16 protein-coding genes and 1 pseudogene are annotated in these 21,914 nt (G+C 70.5%); 7 read left to right on the top strand and 10 right to left on the bottom strand.

Annotated features, from left to right (window positions below; genetic code table 11):
- Positions 1-212: 212 nt before the first annotated feature.
- The 3 genes from ACIHCL_RS15455 to ACIHCL_RS15445 form a co-directional block, all read right to left on the bottom strand.
- A complete protein-coding gene (locus tag ACIHCL_RS15455) occupies positions 213-863 on the bottom strand; it encodes a hypothetical protein (protein WP_399861791.1) in 651 nt (216 codons plus the stop codon).
- Between the two features lie 113 nt (positions 864-976).
- A complete protein-coding gene (locus ACIHCL_RS15450) occupies positions 977-1,708 on the bottom strand; it encodes a GntR family transcriptional regulator (protein ID WP_399861788.1) in 732 nt (243 codons plus the stop codon).
- 229 nt (positions 1,709-1,937) lie between these two features.
- Positions 1,938-3,311 (bottom strand): aspartate aminotransferase family protein, encoded by a 1,374-nt coding sequence (locus tag ACIHCL_RS15445; protein WP_399861785.1) that lies wholly within the window; start codon positions 3,309-3,311, stop codon positions 1,938-1,940.
- Between the two features lie 518 nt (positions 3,312-3,829).
- Between ACIHCL_RS15445 and ACIHCL_RS15440 the strand changes: the two genes are divergently transcribed.
- A complete protein-coding gene (locus ACIHCL_RS15440; protein ID WP_399861783.1) occupies positions 3,830-5,935 on the top strand; it encodes a protein kinase in 2,106 nt (701 codons plus the stop codon).
- 290 nt (positions 5,936-6,225) lie between these two features.
- On the opposite strand, the gene dnaN is transcribed toward ACIHCL_RS15440, so the two are convergent.
- Entirely contained in the window at positions 6,226-7,353 is a 1,128-nt protein-coding gene (gene dnaN, locus ACIHCL_RS15435; RefSeq protein ID WP_399861781.1) for a DNA polymerase III subunit beta, read from the bottom strand.
- A 471-nt stretch (positions 7,354-7,824) separates the two neighbouring features.
- Here dnaN and ACIHCL_RS15430 point away from each other — a divergent pair, with 471 nt between their 5' ends.
- Complete coding sequence (locus ACIHCL_RS15430; protein ID WP_399861779.1) at positions 7,825-9,753, top strand: PucR family transcriptional regulator; 1,929 nt, start codon at positions 7,825-7,827, stop codon at positions 9,751-9,753.
- Between the two features lie 146 nt (positions 9,754-9,899).
- On the opposite strand, the gene ACIHCL_RS15425 is transcribed toward ACIHCL_RS15430, so the two are convergent.
- Positions 9,900-10,793 (bottom strand): glycoside hydrolase family 19 protein, encoded by an 894-nt coding sequence (locus tag ACIHCL_RS15425; RefSeq protein ID WP_399861777.1) that lies wholly within the window; start codon positions 10,791-10,793, stop codon positions 9,900-9,902.
- Positions 10,794-11,150: 357 nt separating this feature from the next.
- Positions 11,151-12,011 (bottom strand): glycoside hydrolase family 19 protein, encoded by an 861-nt coding sequence (locus tag ACIHCL_RS15420; RefSeq protein ID WP_399861883.1) that lies wholly within the window; start codon positions 12,009-12,011, stop codon positions 11,151-11,153.
- A gap of 318 nt (positions 12,012-12,329) precedes the next feature.
- Between ACIHCL_RS15420 and ACIHCL_RS15415 the strand changes: the two are divergent.
- Positions 12,330-12,626 (top strand): annotated as a pseudogene (locus ACIHCL_RS15415) (phosphate ABC transporter substrate-binding protein); the annotation flags it as partial.
- Between the two features lie 114 nt (positions 12,627-12,740).
- Here ACIHCL_RS15415 and ACIHCL_RS15410 read toward each other — a convergent pair.
- Positions 12,741-14,024 carry an adenylosuccinate synthase gene (locus tag ACIHCL_RS15410; RefSeq protein WP_399861774.1) on the bottom strand — a complete coding sequence of 428 codons (1,284 nt, stop codon included), beginning with the start codon at positions 14,022-14,024 and terminating at the stop codon, positions 12,741-12,743.
- A 186-nt stretch (positions 14,025-14,210) separates the two neighbouring features.
- Between ACIHCL_RS15410 and ACIHCL_RS15405 the strand changes: the two genes are divergently transcribed.
- A complete protein-coding gene (locus ACIHCL_RS15405; RefSeq protein ID WP_399861771.1) occupies positions 14,211-15,131 on the top strand; it encodes a diacylglycerol kinase family protein in 921 nt (306 codons plus the stop codon).
- 44 nt (positions 15,132-15,175) lie between these two features.
- On the opposite strand, the gene ACIHCL_RS15400 is transcribed toward ACIHCL_RS15405, so the two are convergent.
- A complete protein-coding gene (locus tag ACIHCL_RS15400; protein WP_399861769.1) occupies positions 15,176-15,766 on the bottom strand; it encodes a GbsR/MarR family transcriptional regulator in 591 nt (196 codons plus the stop codon).
- A gap of 123 nt (positions 15,767-15,889) precedes the next feature.
- On the opposite strand from ACIHCL_RS15400, the gene ACIHCL_RS15395 reads away from it, so the two are divergent.
- The 3 genes from ACIHCL_RS15395 to ACIHCL_RS15385 all read left to right on the top strand — a co-directional run bounded on the left by ACIHCL_RS15395 (position 15,890) and on the right by ACIHCL_RS15385 (position 19,144).
- Positions 15,890-16,912: an ATP-binding cassette domain-containing protein gene (locus ACIHCL_RS15395; RefSeq protein ID WP_399861766.1), complete on the top strand. Its 1,023-nt coding sequence runs from the start codon at positions 15,890-15,892 to the stop codon at positions 16,910-16,912.
- Positions 16,909-18,543: an ABC transporter permease gene (locus ACIHCL_RS15390; RefSeq protein ID WP_399861763.1), complete on the top strand. Its 1,635-nt coding sequence runs from the start codon at positions 16,909-16,911 to the stop codon at positions 18,541-18,543. The genes ACIHCL_RS15395 and ACIHCL_RS15390 overlap by 4 nt, the downstream gene beginning before the upstream one ends.
- A gap of 235 nt (positions 18,544-18,778) precedes the next feature.
- Positions 18,779-19,144, top strand: coding sequence for a hypothetical protein (locus tag ACIHCL_RS15385; RefSeq protein WP_399861760.1), 366 nt, complete (start codon positions 18,779-18,781; stop codon positions 19,142-19,144).
- Positions 19,145-19,425: 281 nt separating this feature from the next.
- Here ACIHCL_RS15385 and ACIHCL_RS15380 read toward each other — a convergent pair whose 3' ends face one another.
- Together ACIHCL_RS15380 and ACIHCL_RS15375 are read right to left on the bottom strand one after the other, a co-directional pair.
- Positions 19,426-20,691 carry a cytochrome P450 gene (locus ACIHCL_RS15380; RefSeq protein WP_399861758.1) on the bottom strand — a complete coding sequence of 422 codons (1,266 nt, stop codon included), beginning with the start codon at positions 20,689-20,691 and terminating at the stop codon, positions 19,426-19,428.
- A 243-nt stretch (positions 20,692-20,934) separates the two neighbouring features.
- Positions 20,935-21,630, bottom strand: coding sequence for a response regulator (locus tag ACIHCL_RS15375; protein WP_399861756.1), 696 nt, complete (start codon positions 21,628-21,630; stop codon positions 20,935-20,937).
- Between the last annotated feature and the right edge of the window lie 284 nt (positions 21,631-21,914).

Here is a 21,914-nt window from a genome sequence, read left to right as displayed (position 1 = left end):
CTCCGGTTCCGCCCAGAGCCCTGTTCCGGGCTCTGGTTCCGTCCCGGGATCCGGTTCCATGCCGGTTTCCGTTCCGGGTGCCGGTTTCCGTTCCGGCTCCTTCTCCAGGCTCCACCGCGGGCTGCGGTCGTGGTTCCGTACCGGGCCGCCGTGGCCGGCTGTACCGTGCCCGGGCCAGGCCGTACCAGGGCCGGTTCCGCAACCGCGAACGGTCAGCTGAAGACGATCATCGAGCCCTGGGCGAGGCTGCGGGTGGCGGCCGCGTGCAGGCCCAGCCAGACGTGCCGCTCGCGGGCGAACGGGCTGTCGTCGTAGGGGATCGGGCTTGCCGGTTCCTCCAGTTCGGTCGGTGCGATGGGCGGCAGTGGAGCGGCCGGCGGGTTCGCCGGGTCGATGCCGAGGGATGGGGCGACGAACTCCAGCTCCCTCAGCAGCCCATGGCTGGATCCGAGGGGCCCGCCACCCTCGAGCAGGTCGTCGTCGGAGAGCGGGGCGGCGAAGTCCAGCGGAACGTACGCCCCCGCGTGGTCGTAGTGCCAGACCAGATGGGACTGCCGAGCCGTCGCCTCGAACATCTCCAGCAACTGCTCGTAGTCCCCGCCGAGTTCGTCGACCGGCGTGACGGCGAGGCCGCTGAGCTGGAGCAGGTAGGCGCGGCGCAGGAAGTGCAGGGCGTCGTAGTCGAAGGCCGCGACCGGGGCCACGTCGCCGGTCAGGCCCGGCATGTACGCGTACACGGGGACGGGCGGCAGTCCGGCCTCGCCCAGCACCTTGTCGTAGGCGGCGATCTCTTCGGCGAACGGGTTGTCGGGGCTGTGGCACAGCACATCGACGAGGGGGACCAGCCACAGGTCACAGGCCACGAAGTCTCGCTCTCCCGCAGGTGCGCATCGAAATATTCACAACAGTCGGAACAGCGTAATGCGGCCGGCACGTCGCGCACAGTGCCCGGGGCCCTGAGCGGAGCGGACGGTGGTCAGCCCGCCGGAGAGCACGGCCGGCCGGGGACCCGGTTCGCGTCCGCGAGCCGGTCGGCCCAGCTCAGTGAGAGCGCGTTGTAGCTCTCCATGACGACTCGGACCGCGCCCTCGTCGCAGAGTGTGATCGCCGCGACGAGTTCCGGATGGCCATGCCAGAGCCAGTCCCGGGCGCTCGCGTCATGGCGCAGATACGGCACCGCGAACACCCACGCCTGAACGCGCAGCCAGTGCAGGAAGTCGCTGATGTACTCGTTGCCGACGAGGGTGCCCAACTCCCGCCAGAAGCGCAGGTCGTAGCCGATGAGGATGTCCAGGTCGCCGCCCTGCGCCGCCCGTGCGGCCTCCTGGGCCCTGCGGCGCACCGAGACCAGACCGTCCTGGTACACCGCCGATCTCACGGCCGACCGCCCGGGGCCGTATCCCTGGAAGACGCTGCGGATGACCCCGTCGATGACCAGGGTCCGGGCCTCGACCATCGCCCGGTAGTCGGCGACGGTGAACTCGCGTACCCGGAAGCCGCGGTGCTGGTCGGATTCGAGCAGGCCCTGCGCCGAGAGGTCGAAGAGCGCCTCACGCACCGGTGTCGCCGAGACGCCGTACTGTTCGGCGATCTGCTTGACGGTGAACTCCCGCCTCGGCTGCAATCGTCCGGCAAGCACTTCGTCGCGCAGCGCGTCCGCGATCTGCTGCCGCAGCGTGCTGCGGGTCACAGCTCCGCTCGCGCGCATGGTGCCCCTCCCCTGCTTTCCGCTCCCGGCAACCTTAAGGCAGGGGCGCTGTGCCCGGATCCGGGCAGAGGGAGAGGCACTGGGAGGGCGAGTGGCGGAAAGCACCCGGTAACGGCCCCGAAGGCACCCCGCACCGGCCTCTGAAAGTCACCCGCGCCACCGGCCCCTGGGGCCGGTGGCGCGGGTGGGCGGCCGCATGCGCACATGGGTACCGTCGCGGAGTACTCGCCTACACCGTGTACTCGTCCGCGACCGACAGCGCCGCGTCGAGGGCCGCCAGCCCCTCCTTGGCCTCCTCCTCGGTGATGTTGCAGGCGGGAACGGCGTGCGTGCGGTTCATGTTGATGAACGGCCACAGGCCGTTCTTCTTCGCCGCCGCGCCGAAGGCCGCCATCGCCGCGTTGGCCTCGGGCGTCGGGTTGTACGGGACCAGCGGCTCGCGGGTCTCCTGGTCGCGGACCAGTTCCAGCGCCCAGAACGCGCCGAGGCCGCGGACCTCGCCCACCGACGGGTGCCGCTCGGCGAGCTCGCGCAGCCCGGGGCCGAGCACCGTCTCGCCGATGCGGGCGGCGTTCTCGATGACCTTCTCGTCCTCCATCACACGGATGGTGGCCACGGCGGCCGCGCACGCCAGCGGGTGACCGGAGTAGGTCAGTCCACCCGGGTAGGGGCGGGTCTCGAAGGTGGCGGCGATCTCGGCGGAGATCGCGACCCCGCCGAGCGGTACGTAACCGGAGTTGACGCCCTTGGCGAAGGTCATCAGGTCGGGCACGACGTCGAAGTGGTCGGCCGCGAACCACTTGCCGGTGCGCCCGAAGCCGGCCATGACCTCGTCGAGGACGAAGACGATGCCGTACCGGTCGCAGATCTCGCGGACGCCGGCCAGGTAGCCGGGCGGCGGCGTCATGATGCCCGCCGTGCCGGGGATCGTCTCCAGGATGATCGCGGCGATCGTTCCGGGGCCCTCGAAGGCGAGGGTGTCCTCCAGGTGCTGGAGCGCGCGGGCACACTCCTCCGCCTCGGTCTCGGCGTGGAACGGCGAGCGGTAGAGGAACGGTGCCCAGAAGTGGACGACGCCCGCCGAGCCACTGTCGGACGGCCAGCGGCGCGGGTCGCCGGTCAGGTTGATCGCGGTGGAGGTGGCACCGTGGTACGAGCGGTACGCGGAGAGCACCTTGGTGCGCCCGGTGTGCAGCCGCGCCATCCGGACGGCGTTCTCCACGGCCTCCGCACCACCGTTGGTGAAGAAGATCTTGTCCAGATCGCCGGGGGTGCGCTCGGCGATGAGGCGTGCGGCCTCGGAGCGCGCCTCGATCGCGAACGCCGGGGCGAAGGTGGCGAGTTTGCCCGCCTGCTCCTGGATCGCGGCGACGACGGTGGGGTGCTGGTAGCCGATGTTGGTGTAGACGAGGCCGCTGGTGAAGTCCAGGTAGCGGTTGCCGTCGTAGTCCCAGAAGTACGCCCCCTCGGCGCCGGCGACGGCGAGCGGGTCGATGAGGCCCTGGGCGGACCAGGAGTGGAACACGTGCGCACGGTCTGCGGCCTTCACGGCCGCTCCTGCGGCGGGATCGACATGCGGGGCATGCGAGACATGAGGGGTCATGCGGCGAGCGTAGATGCGCCGGGAGGGGACCGACATGGCCACCTTGTATGGCGTGCGGCGCTTTGGTGGGCAGGGTGTCGCGTCGCGGCACGACACGTTCGGGCCTCGGTGGCACGACGCCACCACGACAACGGTGCGCCGCTGTGCGGCCGGGCCGTCGGGTCACCGGGCCGCACCCGGCATCCGGCCCCGCCGGTTCGCGTGACGGGCACGGGCCCGCGTGTACGGCTGCCGGTTCACGAGTACGGCTGCCGGTTCACGAGTGCGGGCACCGGCTGACGTGGCCACGGTCAGCGTGGGCCACGACCGACGTGGACCACGAGCGGCACGATCCGGCTTCACGTGACGGCCGCCGGTTCACGTGGTCACCGGCGACGGGAACAGCCCGGCGGCCGGGCGGCCGGAGACCGGGGAGTTGCCCCCCAAAGGGGCCTGGTTCCAGCCCCTTCGGGGCGGCAGCGTGCGCCGCTATCCTCAACGCGTTCCGGCGCATTCGCCGCAGGGGGAGGACGCACACCATGGACAAGCTCGGGCCCGCCGACCCGCTGCGGATCGACGGCTACCGCCTGCTGGGCCGGCTCGGCGCCGGTGGGATGGGACAGGTCTATCTGGCCCGTTCCGACCGTGGCCGCACCGTCGCGATCAAGCTGGTACGCGGCGAGCTCGCCGAGCGGCAGGAGTTCCGTGACCGGTTCCGCCGGGAGGTACGGGCGGCGCGCCGGATCGGCTCCGCTTGGACGGCCCCGGTGCTGGACGCCGACACCGAGGCGGCCGTGCCCTGGGTGGCGACCGGCTATGTCGCGGGTCCCTCCCTCCAGGCCACGGTCTCCGGGCGGCCGGGTCCCGCCGCGGCAACGGGTCCTGTCATGGGTGCGGCATCGGTGGCGGGCGGGTACGGCCCGCTGCCCCAGCGCTCGGTCCACATCCTGGGGACCGGGCTCGCCCACGCGCTCCGCGCCATCCATGCCGCCGGGCTCGTGCACCGCGACCTGAAGCCCTCCAACATCCTGCTGACGATCGATGGTCCGCGCGTCATCGACTTCGGTATAGCCCGGGCACTGGACACCGTCACCGACGGTGGCCTCACCCGTACCGGGGCGCTCGTCGGTTCGCCCGGGTTCATGTCGCCCGAGCAGGTGCGCGGCGAGCGGGTGACCCCGGCGTGCGACGTGTTCTGCCTCGGCTCGGTGCTGGCGTACGCGTCGACCGGCCGACTTCCGTTCGGGGCGTCCGACAGCGGCGCGCACGCGCAGATGTACCGGATCGCCCAGGAGGAACCGGATCTGACCGGCGTCCCGGTGGATCTCGTCGAGCTGGTCCGCGACTGCCTGCACAAGGATCCCGCCGCCCGCCCGTCGACGGACGCGATCCTGGACCGCCTGGCGGACTACGACGCAACGGAGCCATGGCTCCCGGCCGCGCTCATCGCCCAGCTCGGGCGCCACGCCGTGGAACTGCTGGACTCCGAGAACCCGGAGGAGGACCCCGAGAAAGACCCCGAGCAGCCTCTGGCCGCAAACCTGCCGGCCACGGTGGACGGCGCCCCCTCGGCCCCTCCGGTCACCTCCGGACCTCCCGCCCCTTCTGCTTCTTCTGCTTCCCTCGCCCTTCCTGCCTCTCCTACTTCTGCTGCTTCTCCTGCTTCCTCCACCTCTCCTGCCTCTCCCGTTTCCTCAGCCTCCCTTGCCTCCTCCGCGCCCGATGGTTCCGTCACGTCGGATGCGTCGGCGGACCGGACCGCCCCGTACCCGCCCGATGCCGTCCATACGATGCCCACCATGGTCGGCACCCCCGTGCCCGAGCCCCTTCCCGCACCGCCTTCCCACGCGTACGGATATCCGCCCCAGCAGCCCGCGCACCCGCACCCCGGTCAGGTCGCGTTCGGCACGCAGCAGAGCGGCGCGGGCCATGGCTATCCGCAGCAGTCACTCCCTTGTCAACAGCCCGGGTTCGACTACCAGCAGCCCGGGTTCGACGCGACGCCCCCGTACGGACCGCTCTACACCACCGCCTCGCAGCCCGCGCCGGAACCCGTCCGTCGCGGCAACGGGGCGACGATCGCGCTCATCGCGGTGGCCGTGCTCGTCGCGATCGGCGCGGGCGGTTCCGTCTACGCGCTGATGAGCGACAAGGGCCAGAAGCCCGCTCCCTCCGCCACCGTGTCACCGCCATCGGCCGGAACCTCCGCGGGGGCGAACGGCCCCGACATCCCGGCTTCCCCGGCCTCGGACGGTTCGCCCTCCGGCGACCGGCGGAGCGGCGACGGCCCCATACCCTCCGGCTACCTGGGCAGCTGGGCGGGGGCCATCGACAGCCCTTCGGGCCGTTCGACCCGGGAACTCGTCATCCGCCAGGGCGCGGTCGGCCAGACCGTGCTCACCCTCACCGCGGACGGGCCGCTGGACGGCGGTGGCTCGTACCACTGCGTCTTCGAGGCCGCTCTGGCCGCAGAACCGTCCGCGTCCGGCCCGATGGAGGTCGGTGCCTCCGCGGTGGTCGTCGGTGAGCCGATGCCGTCCTGCACGGCGGGCAAACCGACCGTGCTCACACTGCTACCGGATGGTTCGCTGCGTCGCGAGAACACGGACGGCAGCGGCCAGTTGACCTACACACGGTCCGGCTGACGTCTCCTGCCCCCGGTCAGTGCTCCTCCCGGCACCAGCGCCGTCGGATACGGCAGGGGGCCGCTCCCGCACGGGGAACAGACCACGCCCCACGGATCGCCGCCCCGCGTCCCTCCCAGCCCCTGCCCCACGGGCCGTCCGTCATCCCTGGCGGGCGCCCGCCGACAACCGGGGCACCTCACCGCGCTGGCGGAGCCTGCGCACACATCCGGTATGCGGGCGCTCCTCCGCCTCGCGCCGCATCACAGCCGACGCCACACGCCGATCCACCACGGGGTACGGGACAGCCCTTAGACCAGAGGTCTGACCGACATCAGGAGATGTTGGTGGTCGGGGGACGCTTCCGACCGGACCGCGTCCTCCCGGGATGCCCAGGCGGTGACCATCGCGCGCTGTCCCGGGCCCATCAGGTCGAGTCGGACCACCGGTGAGCGGAACGAGCCCAGCGCGTCCGACAAATACACCGGATCGAACGCGACCGTCATCTCATCGGCGCCTATGAGCTCGGCGTCCAGACGCTGAGAGGCCACGTCGTCCTCGTACCCCGCCTGAAGCAGCACCGAGCCGCCCGAGAACGTCAGTTGCAACGGGCTGCCGCCCTCCGCGACCACGCCGACCCGTCTGGCCGCTGCCGTCAGCTCCGCCCAGTCCAGAACCGCGCGGACCGGGTCCGTCATCGCGAACAGCTTGTCATGGTGCGGGAGCCGGCCGTCGAGCAGCCGCACCGTCGTCCGCATACCACTCTGCTCGAAGCCGACGGAACCGCCGTCCAGAGCTATCCGGCACGCCTCGGACCGGCCGAAGGAGCGGGTGATCTCGGACAGTCTGCGGGCGGACACCAGCACATCCGCCGAGACGTCCTCCACCTCGGGCTTCCACGGAATCGTGCGCACCGCGAACCGGTAACGGTCCGTCGCGGCGAGCGTCATCCTGTCGCCGTCGAGTGCCAGCCGCACACCGGTCAGCGTCGGCAGCGCGTCGTCCCAGCCCGCCGCCGCCGACACCTGGGCGACCGCCCCGGCGAACTCCTCCGCGTCCACCTGGCCGAGCACCGCGGGCAGGTCGGGCAACGCCGGATAGTCGTCGAGCGGCAGTATCGAGAGCCCGAACCGGGCATCACCGCCCGTCAGGGAGAACCGCGCCCCCTCGATCGCGCACTCCACCACGCCGTCGGGCAGCACCCGGCCCACATCCACCAACCGCCGGCCCATGACCAGCACCTGTCCGGGGCGCAGGACCTCCGCGTCCACCTCGATGCACGCAGACGCCTCGTAGTCGAGTCCCGAGATGCGCAGTCGGTTCCCCTCCGCCTTCAGCAGCAGCCCACCCAGCACCGGAACGGTCGAACGAGCCGGAAGCACCCGGGCCGCCCAGATCACGGCGTCGGTCAGTTCCCTGCAGTCAATACGGAATTCCATGGCGATGGTCTCTCCCGGTCGGCTCCGCTCACGGTCCTGGTCGTGAGGAGACCCTAAAGACCACCACTGACAACGATCAGCGAAGTACCGACACCGCCGCCGATAAGAGGTAAAAGCAGACCAACAAAAGCCAAAGATGGCCAGAAAAGGACAAAACAGGAGGAGAGCGAAAGAGAAAGAACGGTTGCGGCCGACGACAGCGGCCACCCCCGTGAGCCGCTGCCGTCGCCCCCGTGCACTTCCCCCCGAAAGGCGCCGCAACCGTGTTCGGACTCTAAAGCGTCGGGTAGACGACAGAAAGCTTCAATTCGCACTGCGTGGGCCGCCTGAGGTATCAGTTCGCACAATGAAACCGGTATGTTGCGCTCCGGTTTCGGCGAGCGCGGCGGCTCGGGGCAGCAAGAGCGCGAAGGCAAGGGCGCCTGGACGTGAAAGCCCCGGAACACGGGAGCACGGGAGCACGGCGGCTCGATGAGCGGAGGACGGGTGCACGGGCGGCAACGGGCCGACGACGTACTGAAGATGTACCGGCTGGCCCGGACCGGTGGATCGCGGGAACTTCTGCGCTGGTTGTCCGGCCGCGCCGAGGGCTGGGCCGGTCTGCTCGACGCGGGCGGCGACGTCCTGCACGGCGCGACCCGAGGGCAGAACGGCACCGCCGCGGAGACGGCCGGCCGGTCGGAGACGAGGACGGGCACACCATCCGCTGGAACCGGCAGACCACCCGCCACAACCGGCACACGGTCCACTGGACTTGACAGCGCGCCCGCTGGAATCGGCACACCCCTTCCCAAAGCAGGCAAACCGCCGCACCGAACCGGCGGCCCAGCAGCCGGAGGCGGCGCCGACGCCGACCCCTCCGGAGCCGACGGACCAGCCGCCGGAACCGACGCGTGGGCCGCCGAGGCCGCCACGCTGGCGACCGACGGCGCCAAGGAGCTGGCATCGCTCGGCGCGCGCTCCTTCTCGTTCGACAAGGGACCGCACACCGTGCTGCTGTTCCCTCTGGACGGACCGCCCGACACCCTCGCCCCACTTCTGGCCGTCGTCGCTCCGCGCCCGCTGCCGGACGGGCTCGCCACGCTGGTCTCCGATGTCGCCGTGCCGCTCGCCATGTGCTGGGCGGCGGAGACCGTGGAACGCAGCCGCCGCCGCGTCGAGCTGGCGGAGTCCCGCAGCCGCGAGGCGGTGCTGCACCTGCTCATGACCGGCCAGCTCTCCATCGCGCATCAGGTCGCGGGGGCGCTGAAGCCCGAACTACCCGACCCGGTGAGGGTGTGCGTCGTGGAGTGCCCCGTGGGCCGCCGTGGCGAGGTGGCCCGGGTCTGCGCGGAGATCTCCGGCGGCAGGTCCTGGATCGTGCGGTGCCCGGTGTACGCGCGCCATCTGATCCTGGTCGTGCCGGCCGGTCCGGACTCGGCCGACCCTCCGGTCGGGCGCCGGGTCGCCGACGCCGTGGACGAATGCGTCGTCGGGGCGAGCGAGGACGTACCGCTGTCCGACACGGCGACCGGGTACCGTCAGGCGTTCCACGCCCTGGCCGTGGCCCGTGGGCTGCCCTCCCGGCACGCCCGGTTCGGGGCGGCGCCGGAGGCGGCCCTGGTCGTCGGCACGGCCGGTGCGCGGTGGGCGGACGCGCTTTTGAACCCGCTGCTCACCCATGTGCCGCGCCGCAGCCACGACCCGGGAAGTCAGGAGCTCACGGCGACGCTCTCCTCCTGGCTCTCCTTCTCCTCGCACGCCACCCAGCATCTGAAGATCCACCGGAACACCCTCGCGGCGCGACTGCGACTGATCGGTGAACTGCTGGGCCTCGACCTGAACCGGCTCGCCGACCAGGCCGCCCTCGATCTCGCCCTGCGTATCCGCGCCACGCCCACCGCACCCCGCACCGACCGCACACCCCATGTGTCCCACACGCCCCGGACACCAGACCCGAACGGCCGGGGTGACCAGGGCGGCCAGGACAGCCAGGCCGGCCAAAGCAGGCCGACGGGACAGGAAGAGCAGGACGAGCGGAAAGAGCGGGACGCGCCGCACAAGCCGGTCGGCCGGGGCGAGACGGTGCCGGTGCCCGCTCCGTCACAACGGTTGGACCACATCCTGCGCGGCCCGGCCGTCCGGGAATGGGCGATGCACCAGTTGCGCCCGCTCGTGGAGTCGAACGGCTCCCGGAGCACCGCCGACCCCCGCGCCACCCTCCGCGTCTGGCTGGGCTGCGAGGCCCAGCTTGCGCAGACGGCCGCCGCGTTGGGGATCTCCGTACCAGGCGCGCGTAAACGCCTCATGCGTCTCGAATCAGTGTTTCAGCGCTCACTGCTCCAGGCACCCAGCGCCCGTTACGACCTGTGGCTGGCCCTCCGCGCCCTGGAGATCGCGGGCGAGTCAGCCGCCTTCTGACCCCACCCCAAATGCCCCTCCCCGAAACCGGAACGGGGACATGCGAACGGGGGCGTGTCCGGCCGAGCCGGGCACGCCCCCGCGTCACGTACGGGTGCGGAATCCGCCCACCGGCACCACCACCGGCCCGGGCAGGACCACCGACGTCAGCAACTCAGGTTGTTGCCGGGGGTGGTTCCGAGGATCTGCGCGAACGCCTTGTAACGGTCGATGCGGCTCTGGACCTGGGCGGGGTTGCCGCCGTTGCATTCGAGGGATCCGTTGATGGACCGGATGGTCTCGCCGAATCCGGCGCCGTTCACCATGGCCTGGTGGGCGGTCATGGTGCCCGGTCCGTTCTGGGTGTTCCAGTACCAGAGGCCGGTCTTCCAGGCGACCGACGCGTCCTGCTCGACCAGGTACGGGTTGCGCAGCAGATCGATGCCGAGGGCGTCACCGGCGGCCTTGTAGTTGAAGTTCCAGCTGAGCTGGATCGGGCCGCGGCCGTAGTACGCGGCCTGACCGGCCGGGCAGCCGTAGGGCTGGCTGCTGTCGCAGTAGTGGGGGTAGTTCGACGTGTTCTGCTCGACCACGTACACGAGGCCGCCCGTCTCGTGGCTGACGTTGGCGAGGAACGCCGCCGCCTCCTGGCGCTTGACGGTGTCGCTCCCGGTGTTCGCGAAGCCCGGGTAGGCGCTCAGCGCGGCGGTGAGACCGCTGTACGTGTAGAAGGAGTTCCGGTTCGGGAACATCTGGTTGAACTGCGCCTCGCTGACGACGAATCCGGACGGATCGCCCGGGTCCGTACCGCCACCGCCACTACCGCAACTTCCCTGGTCGGCCCAGACATCGGAGCTTCCGGGGGCCTCGTTCTGGGTCCACCACTTGGCGGTCCAGTTGTGCCCGTTGTGGGAGACCGTTCCGCCACCGGTGTAGACGGACGAGGGGCTCCAGGGGGCCGCGCAGTCAGCCGCCGCGGCGGCGGTGGTGGCCGGGAGAGCCACGACCATGGCGACGACCGCGCCCAGCGCGGCGAACAGGCCCATGACGCGTTTGATCACGTGATCACTCCTTCGGCGCGGCGCACCGTAGCAAGACGGTGCGCCGCCATGGGGGGATGACGGTTACTCAAGCGCCACCGGCCCAGACCGTCAAGGTCTAGACCAGCCTGTGAAATCTTCCCGTCCCCGCACCTCCGGGCCCGGTTGACAGCGCACCGTTCCAGCCCCACCCGCCTTCAACAGGGAAAAGGTTGGAAGGACTTGGTCTGGATCGTGGCCGGAAAGAACCGACGGGCCCGGAGGAGAAACCTCCGGGCCCGTCCAGCATGCGGAACGCGATCGCAGTTGCCGTCGCGGTGACGGCCGGTCGCGGTAGCCGTCGCAGTCAGTGGTGACGACGGTGGCGGTCAGTCGCAGTCAGCAGGACAGCCGGGAGCCCGGCGCCGTACCGAGGATGCCGGTGATCCGCTCATACGCCGCGACCCGTGCCGCGACCGAGTCGGGGTTGCCGCCATCGCACTCCAGGGCCCCGTTCAACGAGCGGATCGTCTCGCCGAAGCCCGCGCCGCCGACCATGGCATCGTGCGAGGTCATGGTGCCGGGGCCGTTCTGGGTGTTCCAGTACCAGAGGGCCGTGCGCCAGGCGACGGACGGATCCCGCTCGACCAGCCAGGGGTCGTTGAGCAGGTCGAGACCGAGTGCGTCGCCCGCGGTCTTGTAGTTGAAGTTCCAGCTGAACATGATCGGGCCGCGGCCGTAGTACGCGGCCTGACCGGCCGGGCAGCCGTAGGGCATGCTGTAGTCGCATTTGCGCCAGTAGTTGGCCTCGTTGATCTCCTTCACATACCGCAGCCCGACCGACTCGAAGTCGGCGTGGGTCAGGAACGCCGCGGCCTCCCGGGCACGCGTCTCCGGTGTTCCGGTGTTCGCGAAGCGCGGGTAGGCGTGCAGGGCGTCGATCAGGCCCTGGTACGTGTAGAAGGGGTCCCGGTCCGGGAAGATCCGGTCGAACTGTTCCTCGCTGATGACGAAGTCGGACACGCCTCCCGTACAGGCGCCCTGATCGGCCCATACGGTGGTGGCGCCCGGATTCTCGTTCCGCGTCCACCACTTGGCCGTCCAGTTGCGCCCGTGATGCGAGACGGCGCCACCTGCGGCGTACGCGGTCGAGGCACTCCACACGGGCGCACACGACGCGTTCGCGTTCTGCCCGACGGGGCCGGACGCGGAGACGGAAACCGGGAAGACGGAAAACGCGGAAACGGAAGCGGCGGGCACGGAAGCCGAGGCGGCGGGCGCCGAGGCCGCTGCGGACGCGGGGAGGAACACCACCGTCGCGGCGACGGCTCCCAGCACGGCCAGAAGACTCTTGATGCGTTTCAGCGCTTCACACTCCTCCGAGGGGCGCGCCGAGCGCGTCGGCGAACCGTCTGCACGTTGCCGTCACTCAAGTCCTGCCGACGCGAACCTGTCAAGGTCTAGACCAACTCCCTCGTTTTCGGACGGCCGGAATCGGCCAGACCAGGGAACCGGGCAGGACGCGGACCACGGACACGCACGGCGGACAAGTACGAGAAGGGCTGCGAGGGCTCCGACATCTCCGTCGACCCGCACGGCAGCACCGCGGGCGTACGGGAGCCGGCCAACCGCGGGGCGAAGGCAGGGAAGTCCGGTTCACCCGCGCTGATCGCCTTCTCCGACGGGCCCGGACCGGACGGTTTCCCGGAATTCCGCGAGAACAGGGTCGCCGTCCCGCTCTTCCGGCTCGTCGTCAGCGACCGCGTACCGCTGAAGAACCTGGCCCTCGACGCCATCCGGAGGATCTATCGGGGCGACATCCGCAACCGGAAGGCCCACGGCGGTCCCGACCTGCCCGTCATCCTGGCCAGCCGGAGCGCCGACTCCGGCACCCGCAAGGTATTCCAGCGCCGGGTCCGGGACGCGCACAAGGGGCCGGAACACGCGGTTCCGGCCCCTCGCCACGCACGCTGCTTCCCGCGGGGAGCCCTACAGGAAGGAGTTGATCTCGATGGTCTCGGTGCGGCCGGGGCCGACACCGATCGCGGAGATCGGGGCGCCGGACATCTCCTCCAGCGCCTTCACGTACGACTGCGCGTTCTTCGGCAGGTCGGCGAAGGTCTTGGCCTCCGTGATGTCCTCCGACCAGCCCGGCAGCATCTCGTAGACCGGCTTCGCGTGGTGGAAGTCGGTCTGACTGTACGGCAGTTCCTCGACCCGCTTGCCGTCGATCTCGTACGCGACGCAGACCGGGATCTGCTCCCAGCCGGTCAGCACGTCCAGCTTGGTGAGGAAGAAGTCGGTGAGACCGTTGACCCGGGTCGCGTACCGCGCGATCACCGCGTCGAACCAGCCGCAGCGACGGTCACGGCCGGTGGTGACCCCGCGCTCGCCGCCGATCCGGCGCAGCGCCTCGCCGTCCTCGTCGAACAGCTCGGTCGGGAACGGGCCCGCACCGACGCGGGTGGTGTACGCCTTGAGGATGCCGATGACCCGGCTGATCTTCGTCGGGCCCACGCCCGCACCGGTGCAGGCACCGCCCGCCGTCGGGTTCGACGAGGTGACGAAGGGGTACGTGCCGTGGTCGACGTCGAGCAGCGTGCCCTGACCGCCCTCGAACAGGACGACCTTGCCCTCGTCGATGGCGTTGTTCAGGATCAGCGTCGTGTCGGCGATGTAGGGCTTGATCTGCTCCGCGTACTGGAGCATCTCCTCCACGATCTTGCCGGGCTCGATGGCGCGCCGGTTGAAGACCTTGGCCAGGAGCTGGTTCTTCTGCTCCAGGGCCGCCTCGACCTTCTGCTCCAGGATCGACTCGTCATAGAGGTCCTGGACGCGGATGCCCACGCGGTTGATCTTGTCGGCGTACGTCGGCCCGATTCCGCGCCCGGTCGTGCCGATCCGGCGCTTGCCGAGGAACCGTTCCGTCACCTTGTCGATCGTGACGTTGTACGGGGTGATCAAATGGGCATTACCGCTGATCAGCAGCTTGGACGTGTCCACGCCACGCTCGTTCAGCCCGCTCAGCTCGGAGAGCAGGACCGCCGGGTCGACGACGACACCGTTCCCGATGACCGGGGTGCACCCCGGCGACAGGATCCCGGAGGGGAGGAGATGAAGTGCGTACTTCTGGTCACCGACGACCACCGTGTGGCCGGCGTTGTTGCCGCCCTGGTAGCGCACCACATAATCCACGGAACCACCGAGTAGATCGGTGGCCTTTCCCTTGCCCTCGTCACCCCACTGAGCGCCGAGCAGCACAAGTGCGGGCACAGGCGTACACCCCTTCCGGGCGGGGCATGTCCAAGGTCAGGGGGCGTACATGAATGTCGTACGGAACGTACGACGATGTACGGCATGGCCTGAACCGTTGAACCGGGTGCCCCGGAATAGACGAAGCCCCTGGCGCAATAGCGCAAGGGGCTCTTGCACCAAGATGCTACCCGAGGAAGGACCGAGGTGTCGGCTGCCCAGCCCCCCGGCGACGGTGCGCACCAACTGCTGGTGGTCATCGATCCGGCGGCTCGCCGGACCGACGGCGAGTCCGTTCGCATCGCGAAGGACGTGCTCAGCGCCGGTTCGCATGCCAAGATCTGCCTGCCCGAAGGACCTGAGGAATTCGCACGGGCCTTGTCCCGCCGGGGTGTTCGGCGCCCGGTGGTGGTCGGCGACGACCACGCGCTGCGCAGGGCGGTGGCCCTGCTCCACCGCGAACGGGAGCCGGCCGGGAAGTCGCTCGCGTTGATCCCGGTCGGCGCCGCGGACGATCTGGAACTCGCTCACTCACTCGGCGTGCCGCGGGGCGCGGTGGCGGCGGCGCGCACCGCCCTGGACGGTGCCGTGCGCAAGCTCGACCTGCTGGTCGACGACAGCGACGGCCTCGTACTGGGTGCTCTGCACATCCCGGCCCATGGACCGGACCGCACGCCGGGCCACGTCCCGGGCCGTGCTCCGGGGTGGAGCGCGCCGCCGGATGCGGCGGCCGTCCCGACCGGGGCCACGACGGTGTGGGACACCTGCCGCTCGCTGGTCCGCTCCCTGGTGCGCCCGACCCCCTCGAAACCCCCGGACCCGCCCTCCACACGCCGGCTGCGGGTCGAGGCGGACGGCGTCCTGCTGAACGACCTGGACCGACCGGTCGAGTCCGTGACGGTCACCTCGCGCGGCGACGACGGTCTCGCGGAGGTGGTGATACGCCCTCCGGCGGCCGACCCGGTCACCGCGGAGGCGAAGGCGGTGACGGTCTCGGGCGCGGACTTCCGCTACCGGGCGGACGTACAGATCGGCGGCCCGGTCCGGACACGCACGTGGACGGTACGGGCGGGGGCCTGGGGACTGATACTCCCGGCGGCCCGGCCTCGGGCCGAGGCTGAGGGGTAGCCGGATCCGGGGTGCACCCCAGCACGGGGCCGGGGTGCACCCCGTCAGGGTTCCTGGTCCCTGTCGGCGGTCGACAGGTCGAGCGTCTTGCGATACTCGCGCCAGCGGTCCAGCATCCCGGCCAGCTCCGCCTGCATGAACTCGAAGAACGCCGCGCTCTCGGCGAGTCTGGCCCCGGCCGGGGTGCGCTCACCCAGGGTGTGGACGCCTTCGTTCAGGGTGTTCTCCCAGCGGGTGAGCAGCCGGTCGCGGTTGGCGAAGGTGGTGTACCAGAGCTCGTTGTGCACGCGGTAGCGGTCGCGCCGCGAGCCCGGCTCGCGCTCCCGGCCGACCATGCTGACCTGCGTGAGGTAGTTGACCGCGCCGGACACCGCGGCGGGGCTGATCTGCAGTGCCAGGGCGAGCTCGGCGGACGTCATCGCCCCCTCGTCGTCCGCGAGGAGCGCCGCGAAGACGCGGGACGCCATCCGCTGCATCCCCGCGTCCGTCAAATCGGACGCGAACCGTTCGACGAACCGGGACACGGCCTCCACATCCCGCTCGGCACCCTCGCTCCGTTCGGCCTGGCCGACCTGGCCGACCTGCTCTATACGTTCGGTTTGTTCGCGTTCTGTTTGTTCGATTTCGCCAGCCATCGCCCGTTCTCTCCCCTGCCGCTTCGGCCCCACCGCTCCTCCGGTCCCGCCGCGGCTCCTGCCCCCAACTTTATACACTTCCTTAACTTCACAAATTTGTGAAAGTAGCGTACGTTCAAAAACATGACGCAGGCAATCAGGGTGGCCGAGCTGCACAAGTCGTTCGGCCGGACGCGCGCGCTGGACGGCCTCGGCCTCACGGTCGAGACCGGTGAGGTCCATGGCTTCCTCGGTCCCAACGGCTCGGGGAAGTCCACCACCATCCGGGTCCTGCTGGGGCTGCTGCGGCCCGACTCCGGCACCGCCCGGCTGCTGGGCCGCGATCCGTGGAACGACGCGGTGGAGCTGCATCGGAGAGTGGCGTACGTCCCGGGTGACGTCACGCTGTGGCGCAACCTGTCGGGCGGCGAGGTGATCGATCTGTACGGGCGGCTGCGCGGCGGCCTCGACCGGAGCAGACGCGCCGAGCTGATCGAGCGGTTCGAACTCGACCCGACGAAGAAGGGGCGCACGTACTCCAAGGGGAATCGGCAGAAGGTCGCTCTCGTCGCCGCCTTCGCCTCCGATGTGGATCTGCTGATCCTCGACGAGCCGACCAGCGGCCTCGATCCGCTGATGGAGGAGGTCTTCCAGGAGTGCGTCGCCGAGGAGCGCGCGCGCGGCCGGACGATTCTGCTCTCCAGCCACATCCTCAGCGAGGTGGAGACGCTCTGCGATCGGGTCAGCATCATCCGCCAGGGACAGACGGTCGAGACAGGTTCGCTGGCGGACATGCGGCATCTGACCCGCACGAACATCAGCGCCGAACTGGCCAACGCGCCCGACGGGCTCGCGCACCTTCCCGGCGTCCACGACCTGCGGATACAGGGCCTGCGCGTGACGCTCCAGGTCGACACGGACAAGCTGGACGCGGTGCTCAGGAAGCTCTCCGCATCGGGTGTCCGGATCCTGACCAGCACGCCGCCCACATTGGAGGAGCTCTTCCTCCGCCATTACACGACGGCCCCTCCGGATGCCGGGGGTTCACGGCACGCGGCGGCGCCCCGCCCGGCGGACACATCGCACAGGGAGAGCGGCGTCCGCGGACCGCACGCCGACCAGAGCGGGCCGGAAAGCGGCGAAGGCGCGGAGGTGACCGATCGATGACTGCCGCGACCATGACCACCCCGGCCGACGCGGGGCCCCGGACCAGAACCGCGGCCCGGCAGTTCGCCGGTACCGGAACGCTGCTGCGGCTCGCATTGCGACGCGACCGGATCATGCTGCCGTTGTGGGTGCTCCTGCTCGGCGGTTCCTTCTCCGCCGTCGCCACGTCCTTCGCCTCGCTGTACGACACCCCTGCCCAACGTGCCGCACTGGCCGCGTCGATGAACGGCAACAGCTCCCTCCGGGCGCTGTACGGACCGGTCTTCGCCGACTCCGTCGGCGGTCTCGTCAGTTGGCGGATGGTCTGCTTCGCCGGGACGCTGGCGGCCGTGATGAGCCTGATCATCGTCGTGCGGCACACCCGCGAGGAAGAGGAGACCGGTCGTCAGGAGATGCTCTCCTCCGCGATGGTGGGGCGCCGCGCGCCGCTGACCGCCGCACTCCTCACCGCGTTGATCGCCAACGCCGCCATGTCGCTGGTCATCGCGGCCGGCATGGCCGGATCCGGGGCGGGCGGCGCGGGTGCGGTGGCACTCGCCACGGCGGTCGCCGGGACGGGTGTGCTGTTCGCCTGCACGGCCGCGGCGGCGGCGCAGTTCACCGAGAGCGCACGGCTCGCGAAGGGGCTCACGGCGGCGGTGATCGGTGCCGCATTCGTCCTGAAGGCGGCGGGCGACGCGGCGACGGACGACGGTTCGTCCGTCCTGACCTGGCTCTCCCCACTCGGCTGGGCGGAGAACGTGCGGGCGTACGCCGGAACACGCTGGTGGGTGCTGCTCATCATGGCGACCGCGATCGCGGTCCAGGCCGTCCTCGCGTACGCCCTGGCGGGGAGGCGGGATGTCGGTATGAGCTTTCTGGCGGCCCGGCCGGGGCCCGTGCGGGGGCGGATATCGTCGGCGTCCGGACTCGCGCTGCGGCTCCAGCGGGGCGCGCTGATCGGGTGGACGCTGTCGTTCGCCGTCGTCGGTGTGGTTTTCGGCGGGCTGGCCGATGGCGCGGCGGACCTGGTCGGTGACAACCCGAAGGCACGGGAGATCTTCGAGCGGATGGGCGGGCAGTCCGGGCTGACCGACGCGTTCCTCGCGGCGATGGTCTCCATGCTCGGCATGGTCGCCGCGCTGTACGTCGTGGCCTCGGTACTGCGGCTGCACAGCGAGGAGACGGCCGGTCGCGCCGAGCCGGTGCTGGCGTGCGGGGTGAGCCGACTGCGGTGGGCGGCGGGGCACCTGGGGGTCGCGTTCGGCGGCGCGGTGCTGATCATGGTGGTGGGTGGCCTCGGCCTGTCCGCCGGATACGGCCACGACCTCCCAGCGGTGCTGGGGGCGTCACTGGTGCAGGTGCCCGCGATCTGGTTGCTGGGTGGCGTCGCGGTCCTGCTGTACGGGGCGCTCCCGAAGGCCGCAGCGGCGTCCTGGGGCGTGACGGGGGTATGTCTGGCGCTGGGGTGGATCGGGCCCGCTCTGGATCTGCCGCAACCGTTGATGGACGCGTCGCCGTTCACCCATCTGCCGAAACTGCCAGGGGGCACGGGGATGGAGTGGGGCCCTGTGCTCGCACTGACAGCGGTCGCGGTGGCACTGGTGGTCGCCGGGATGGTGGCGCTGCGACGACGCGATGTCCTGACCTGATCAGGTGGCAAACGTTGTCAAGAAACGACGAAGCGACACGAGATGACAAGCAACGAGACGGCGGGAGGCGAGGCGGCAGGAGGCGAGGCGGCAGGAGGCGAGACGACAAGCGACGAGGACGACAAGAGGCGAAGCGGTGAACCGACGATGAGATGACGCGGCGAAGAAGCGAAGCTCTAAGAAGAAAAGAAGAAGCGAAGGTCAAAGGGGAGAAGCGGTGATACGGGCGGGCCTCGTGGCAACCGTCCCATGGCCCGCCCGCGTCACGTCGGTCATGGAGAACCGCAGCGAGGCCATTCGAGGGATCGTCGGCTGTCTGGTCGTCGCCGTCGGTGGGACGGCCGGCGTGCTCGCTTGGACCCCCTATGGCCGACGCGGCATCTTCGGCGGCTTCGAGGGGGAGTCGGAGTGGAACGTCCTCTGGCTCGGGCTTCCCGTCATGGTGCTCGGCGGCATCGCGACCGGGATCGCGCTCTTCGCCCTCCTGCGAGGAAAGTGGCGGTCGGCCCTCGGGGCGGCGGCAGCCCTCGCGGGGCTCGTGGCCTTCGGGCTGGCCTTCGACGTGCTGGCCGGCCCACCGCTCTGCGGTCCCGGGTGCTGAGCGGTGGGCCGTCCTGCCCCCTCCACCGGACCAAATCCGCAGGGCCACGGCTCCTGAGCCCAGGGGCGCTGAGCCCAGGGGCGCTGAGCCCAGGGGCGCTGAGCCCGGGAGCGCTGAGCCCGGGAGCGCTGAGCTCAGAGGCGCTGAGCCCGGGGCCGGGTCCGGCCGCATGAGCCGGGGGACCGAGCCCGGGGGCGGGCCCGGGGAGCCGGGGCGCGGCGCAGGGCCCGGCCCCCTGTCCCCCTTCAGCCTTCGCTTCGGTCAGAGCTCGACCGCTTCGCTCAGAGCTCGACACGGAGTTCCTTCGGCCCCCTGATCACGTAGCCCGGGTTCCATTCTGGCTCGGCCACCAGCCGGAGGCCCGGGGCCCGTCGCAGCAACTCACCGAAGGATGCGGCGAGTTCGACCCGGGCCAGCGGGGCGCCGAGGCAGAAGTGGATGCCCGCACCGAAGGTGATGTGCGGGTTCTCGCGGCGGCTCAGGTCCAGGGTGTCCGGAGCCTCGAAGCGGGCGGGGTCACGGTTGGCGGAGCCGAAGAGCAGGGCCACCTCGGAGCCGCGCGGGATGACCGTGCCGTCGATCTCGATGTCATCGAGGACCCAACGCTCGAACATCTGGAGCGGGGTGTCGTACCGCATCAGTTCCTCGATCGCCGTCGGCAGCAGTCCGTGGTCGGCGCGCAGGGCGGCGAGCTGTTCGGGGTGGCGCAGCAGCGTCCACCAGCCGTTCACGGTGGTGTTGACGGTCGCCTCGTGCCCGGCGTTGAGCAGCAGTACACAGGTGGAGATCATCTCCTGTTCGCTCAGCCGCTCCCCCTCGTCATGGGCGGCGATGAGCGCGGAGATGAGATCCGTGCCGGGGTTCTTACGTCGTTCCTTGATCAGTTCACGCAGGTACGCGGAGAAGTCGAGCGAGGCGCGTACGGCCGCACGGGCGGTGTCCTCGGACGGGTTCAGCTCGAACATTCCGCAGATCGCCGCCGACCAGGGGCGCAGCGGGGCACGGTCGGACTCCGGGATACCGAGCATCTCGGCTATGACGGCCACGGGCAGCGGTTCGGCGACCGCCGTCAGCAGATCGCCACCGCCCGCCTCGACGAACGAGTCGACCAGTTCGGCTGCGAGCCGCCGAACCGTCGGGACGAGCCGCTCGACCGTGCGCGGAGTGAACGCCTTGGAGACCAGGCGCCGGATCCGCGTGTGGTCGGGTGCCTCCAGGTCGAGGAGCCCCTGTCCGTTGAGGGTGTGGAAGGGCTCGTGCTCGGCGGGCGGGGCGGTGCGGCCGAACTCCTCGTGGGTGAAGCGGTGCAGATACGTACGACCGAGACGACGGTCGCGCAGCAGTGCCGACACATCTGCGTGATGCGGGACGAGCCACTGGTCGCTTGGCTCGAAATAGTGCGCCCGTCCGGCCGCCCGCAATGCGGCGTAGGCCGGGTACGGGTCGGCGACGAACGCCGGTGACCAGGGGTCAAAGGACGCGCGGGAGCCGGAGGGCTCGGACGACCGGAGGGGAACATCGGCCGCGGAAGGGGAAGACGGGCACATATACGGACGCTAACCGGCCAAGGTCACCGCCGACCAGCCCCGTGCCCGGTCGACCCGCCCATCCGCACCGGTCCCTGGGCCGCCTCCACCCCGCCCCTGACCGTTCCCGCCCCGTACCCGCTTCGGAGCGGAAAGGCCGGGCGCCCGCCAGGCGGGACGGGAGCGCCGGGTGGACGGGCAGGACGAGAGCGTCAGGCGGACAGGCGGGACGAGAGCGTCAGGCGGACGGGCGGGGCGAGAAGATCAGGAGGGCGTGACCAGCCTCGCCTCGTAGGCGAAGACGGCGGCCTGGGTGCGGTCGCGCAGCCCCAGCTTCACCAGGATGCGGCTGACATGCGTCTTGATGGTGGACTCGGCGACCACCAGGTGCGAGGCGATCTCCGCGTTCGACCGGCCCTGGGCGATGAGGACAAGGACCTCCGTCTCACGTTCCGTGAGGTCTCCGATCCGAGCGTAGGCGGGCGGGCGCGGGACATCGGCGAGCTTGGAGAACTCGTTGATCAGTCGCTTGGTGACGGTCGGGGCGAGCAGCGCCTCACCGGCGGCCACCACCCGAACGCCCTCCGCGAGCTGGCGCGCGGAGGCGTCCTTCAGCAGGAAGCCGGACGCCCCCGCGCGCAGCGCCTGGTACACGTACTCGTCCAGATCGAACGTGGTCAGCACCAGTATCTTGGCGTCCGCGTCGGCGGCGACAATCTCGCGGGTGGCCTCGATACCGTTGAGTTCCGGCATCCGGATGTCCATCAGCACCACATCGGGACGCAGCGCCGCGACCTGCGCGATGGCCTGTCGGCCGTCGACCGCCTCGCCGACGACTTCGATTCCCGGCATGGCATTGAGCAGGACCGAGAAGCCCTCGCGGACCATCATCTGGTCGTCCACGATCAGCACTCGGATGGACGGGGCGGAGGCGGATGCGGAAGCGGGAACCGGGGTCATGCCCGACCCGCCAGGTCCGCCCGGCCCGGCCGGTCCGCCGGATCAACCCGACTCAGGTCTTCCGCCTGTTCTTCGCCTTCTGCCCTGCCCTCCCGATCCACGGCTTCCACCCGGTGCGTCTGGTCCGCAGCCTCCACCTGGTGCGCCTGGTCCGCCCGGTCCGCAGCCTTCGCCCAGTCCACAGCCTCCACATGGTCCGCCTGGTCCGCCTGGTCCGTGGCTTCCACCTGGTCCGCCTCGTCCGCCTGTACCATCCGCGCCCCCTCTGCCGTCCGCGTCCTGTG

The organism is Streptomyces sp. NPDC052042 (genome assembly GCF_044548345.1).
Classification (GTDB): Bacteria; Actinomycetota; Actinomycetes; order Streptomycetales; family Streptomycetaceae; genus Streptomyces.
This window is presented reverse-complemented; position numbering and strand designations above follow the sequence as displayed.

Bases quoted from the DNA above. Each gene is read 5' to 3' on its own strand.
- ACIHCL_RS15450 (WP_399861788.1), bottom strand. From the start codon at position 1,708: ATGCGCGCGAGCGGAGCTGTGACCCGCAGCACGCTGCGGCAGCAGATC.
- ACIHCL_RS15445 (WP_399861785.1), bottom strand. From the start codon at position 3,311: ATGACCCCTCATGTCTCGCATGCCCCGCATGTCGATCCCGCCGCAGGA.
- ACIHCL_RS15440 (WP_399861783.1), top strand. From the start codon at position 3,830: ATGGACAAGCTCGGGCCCGCCGACCCGCTGCGGATCGACGGCTACCGC.
- dnaN (WP_399861781.1), bottom strand. From the start codon at position 7,353: ATGGAATTCCGTATTGACTGCAGGGAACTGACCGACGCCGTGATCTGG.
- ACIHCL_RS15430 (WP_399861779.1), top strand. From the start codon at position 7,825: ATGAGCGGAGGACGGGTGCACGGGCGGCAACGGGCCGACGACGTACTG.
- ACIHCL_RS15400 (WP_399861769.1), bottom strand. From the start codon at position 15,766: ATGGCTGGCGAAATCGAACAAACAGAACGCGAACAAACCGAACGTATA.
- ACIHCL_RS15395 (WP_399861766.1), top strand. From the start codon at position 15,890: ATGACGCAGGCAATCAGGGTGGCCGAGCTGCACAAGTCGTTCGGCCGG.
- ACIHCL_RS15390 (WP_399861763.1), top strand. From the start codon at position 16,909: ATGACTGCCGCGACCATGACCACCCCGGCCGACGCGGGGCCCCGGACC.
- ACIHCL_RS15380 (WP_399861758.1), bottom strand. From the start codon at position 20,691: ATGTGCCCGTCTTCCCCTTCCGCGGCCGATGTTCCCCTCCGGTCGTCC.
- ACIHCL_RS15375 (WP_399861756.1), bottom strand. From the start codon at position 21,630: ATGACCCCGGTTCCCGCTTCCGCATCCGCCTCCGCCCCGTCCATCCGA.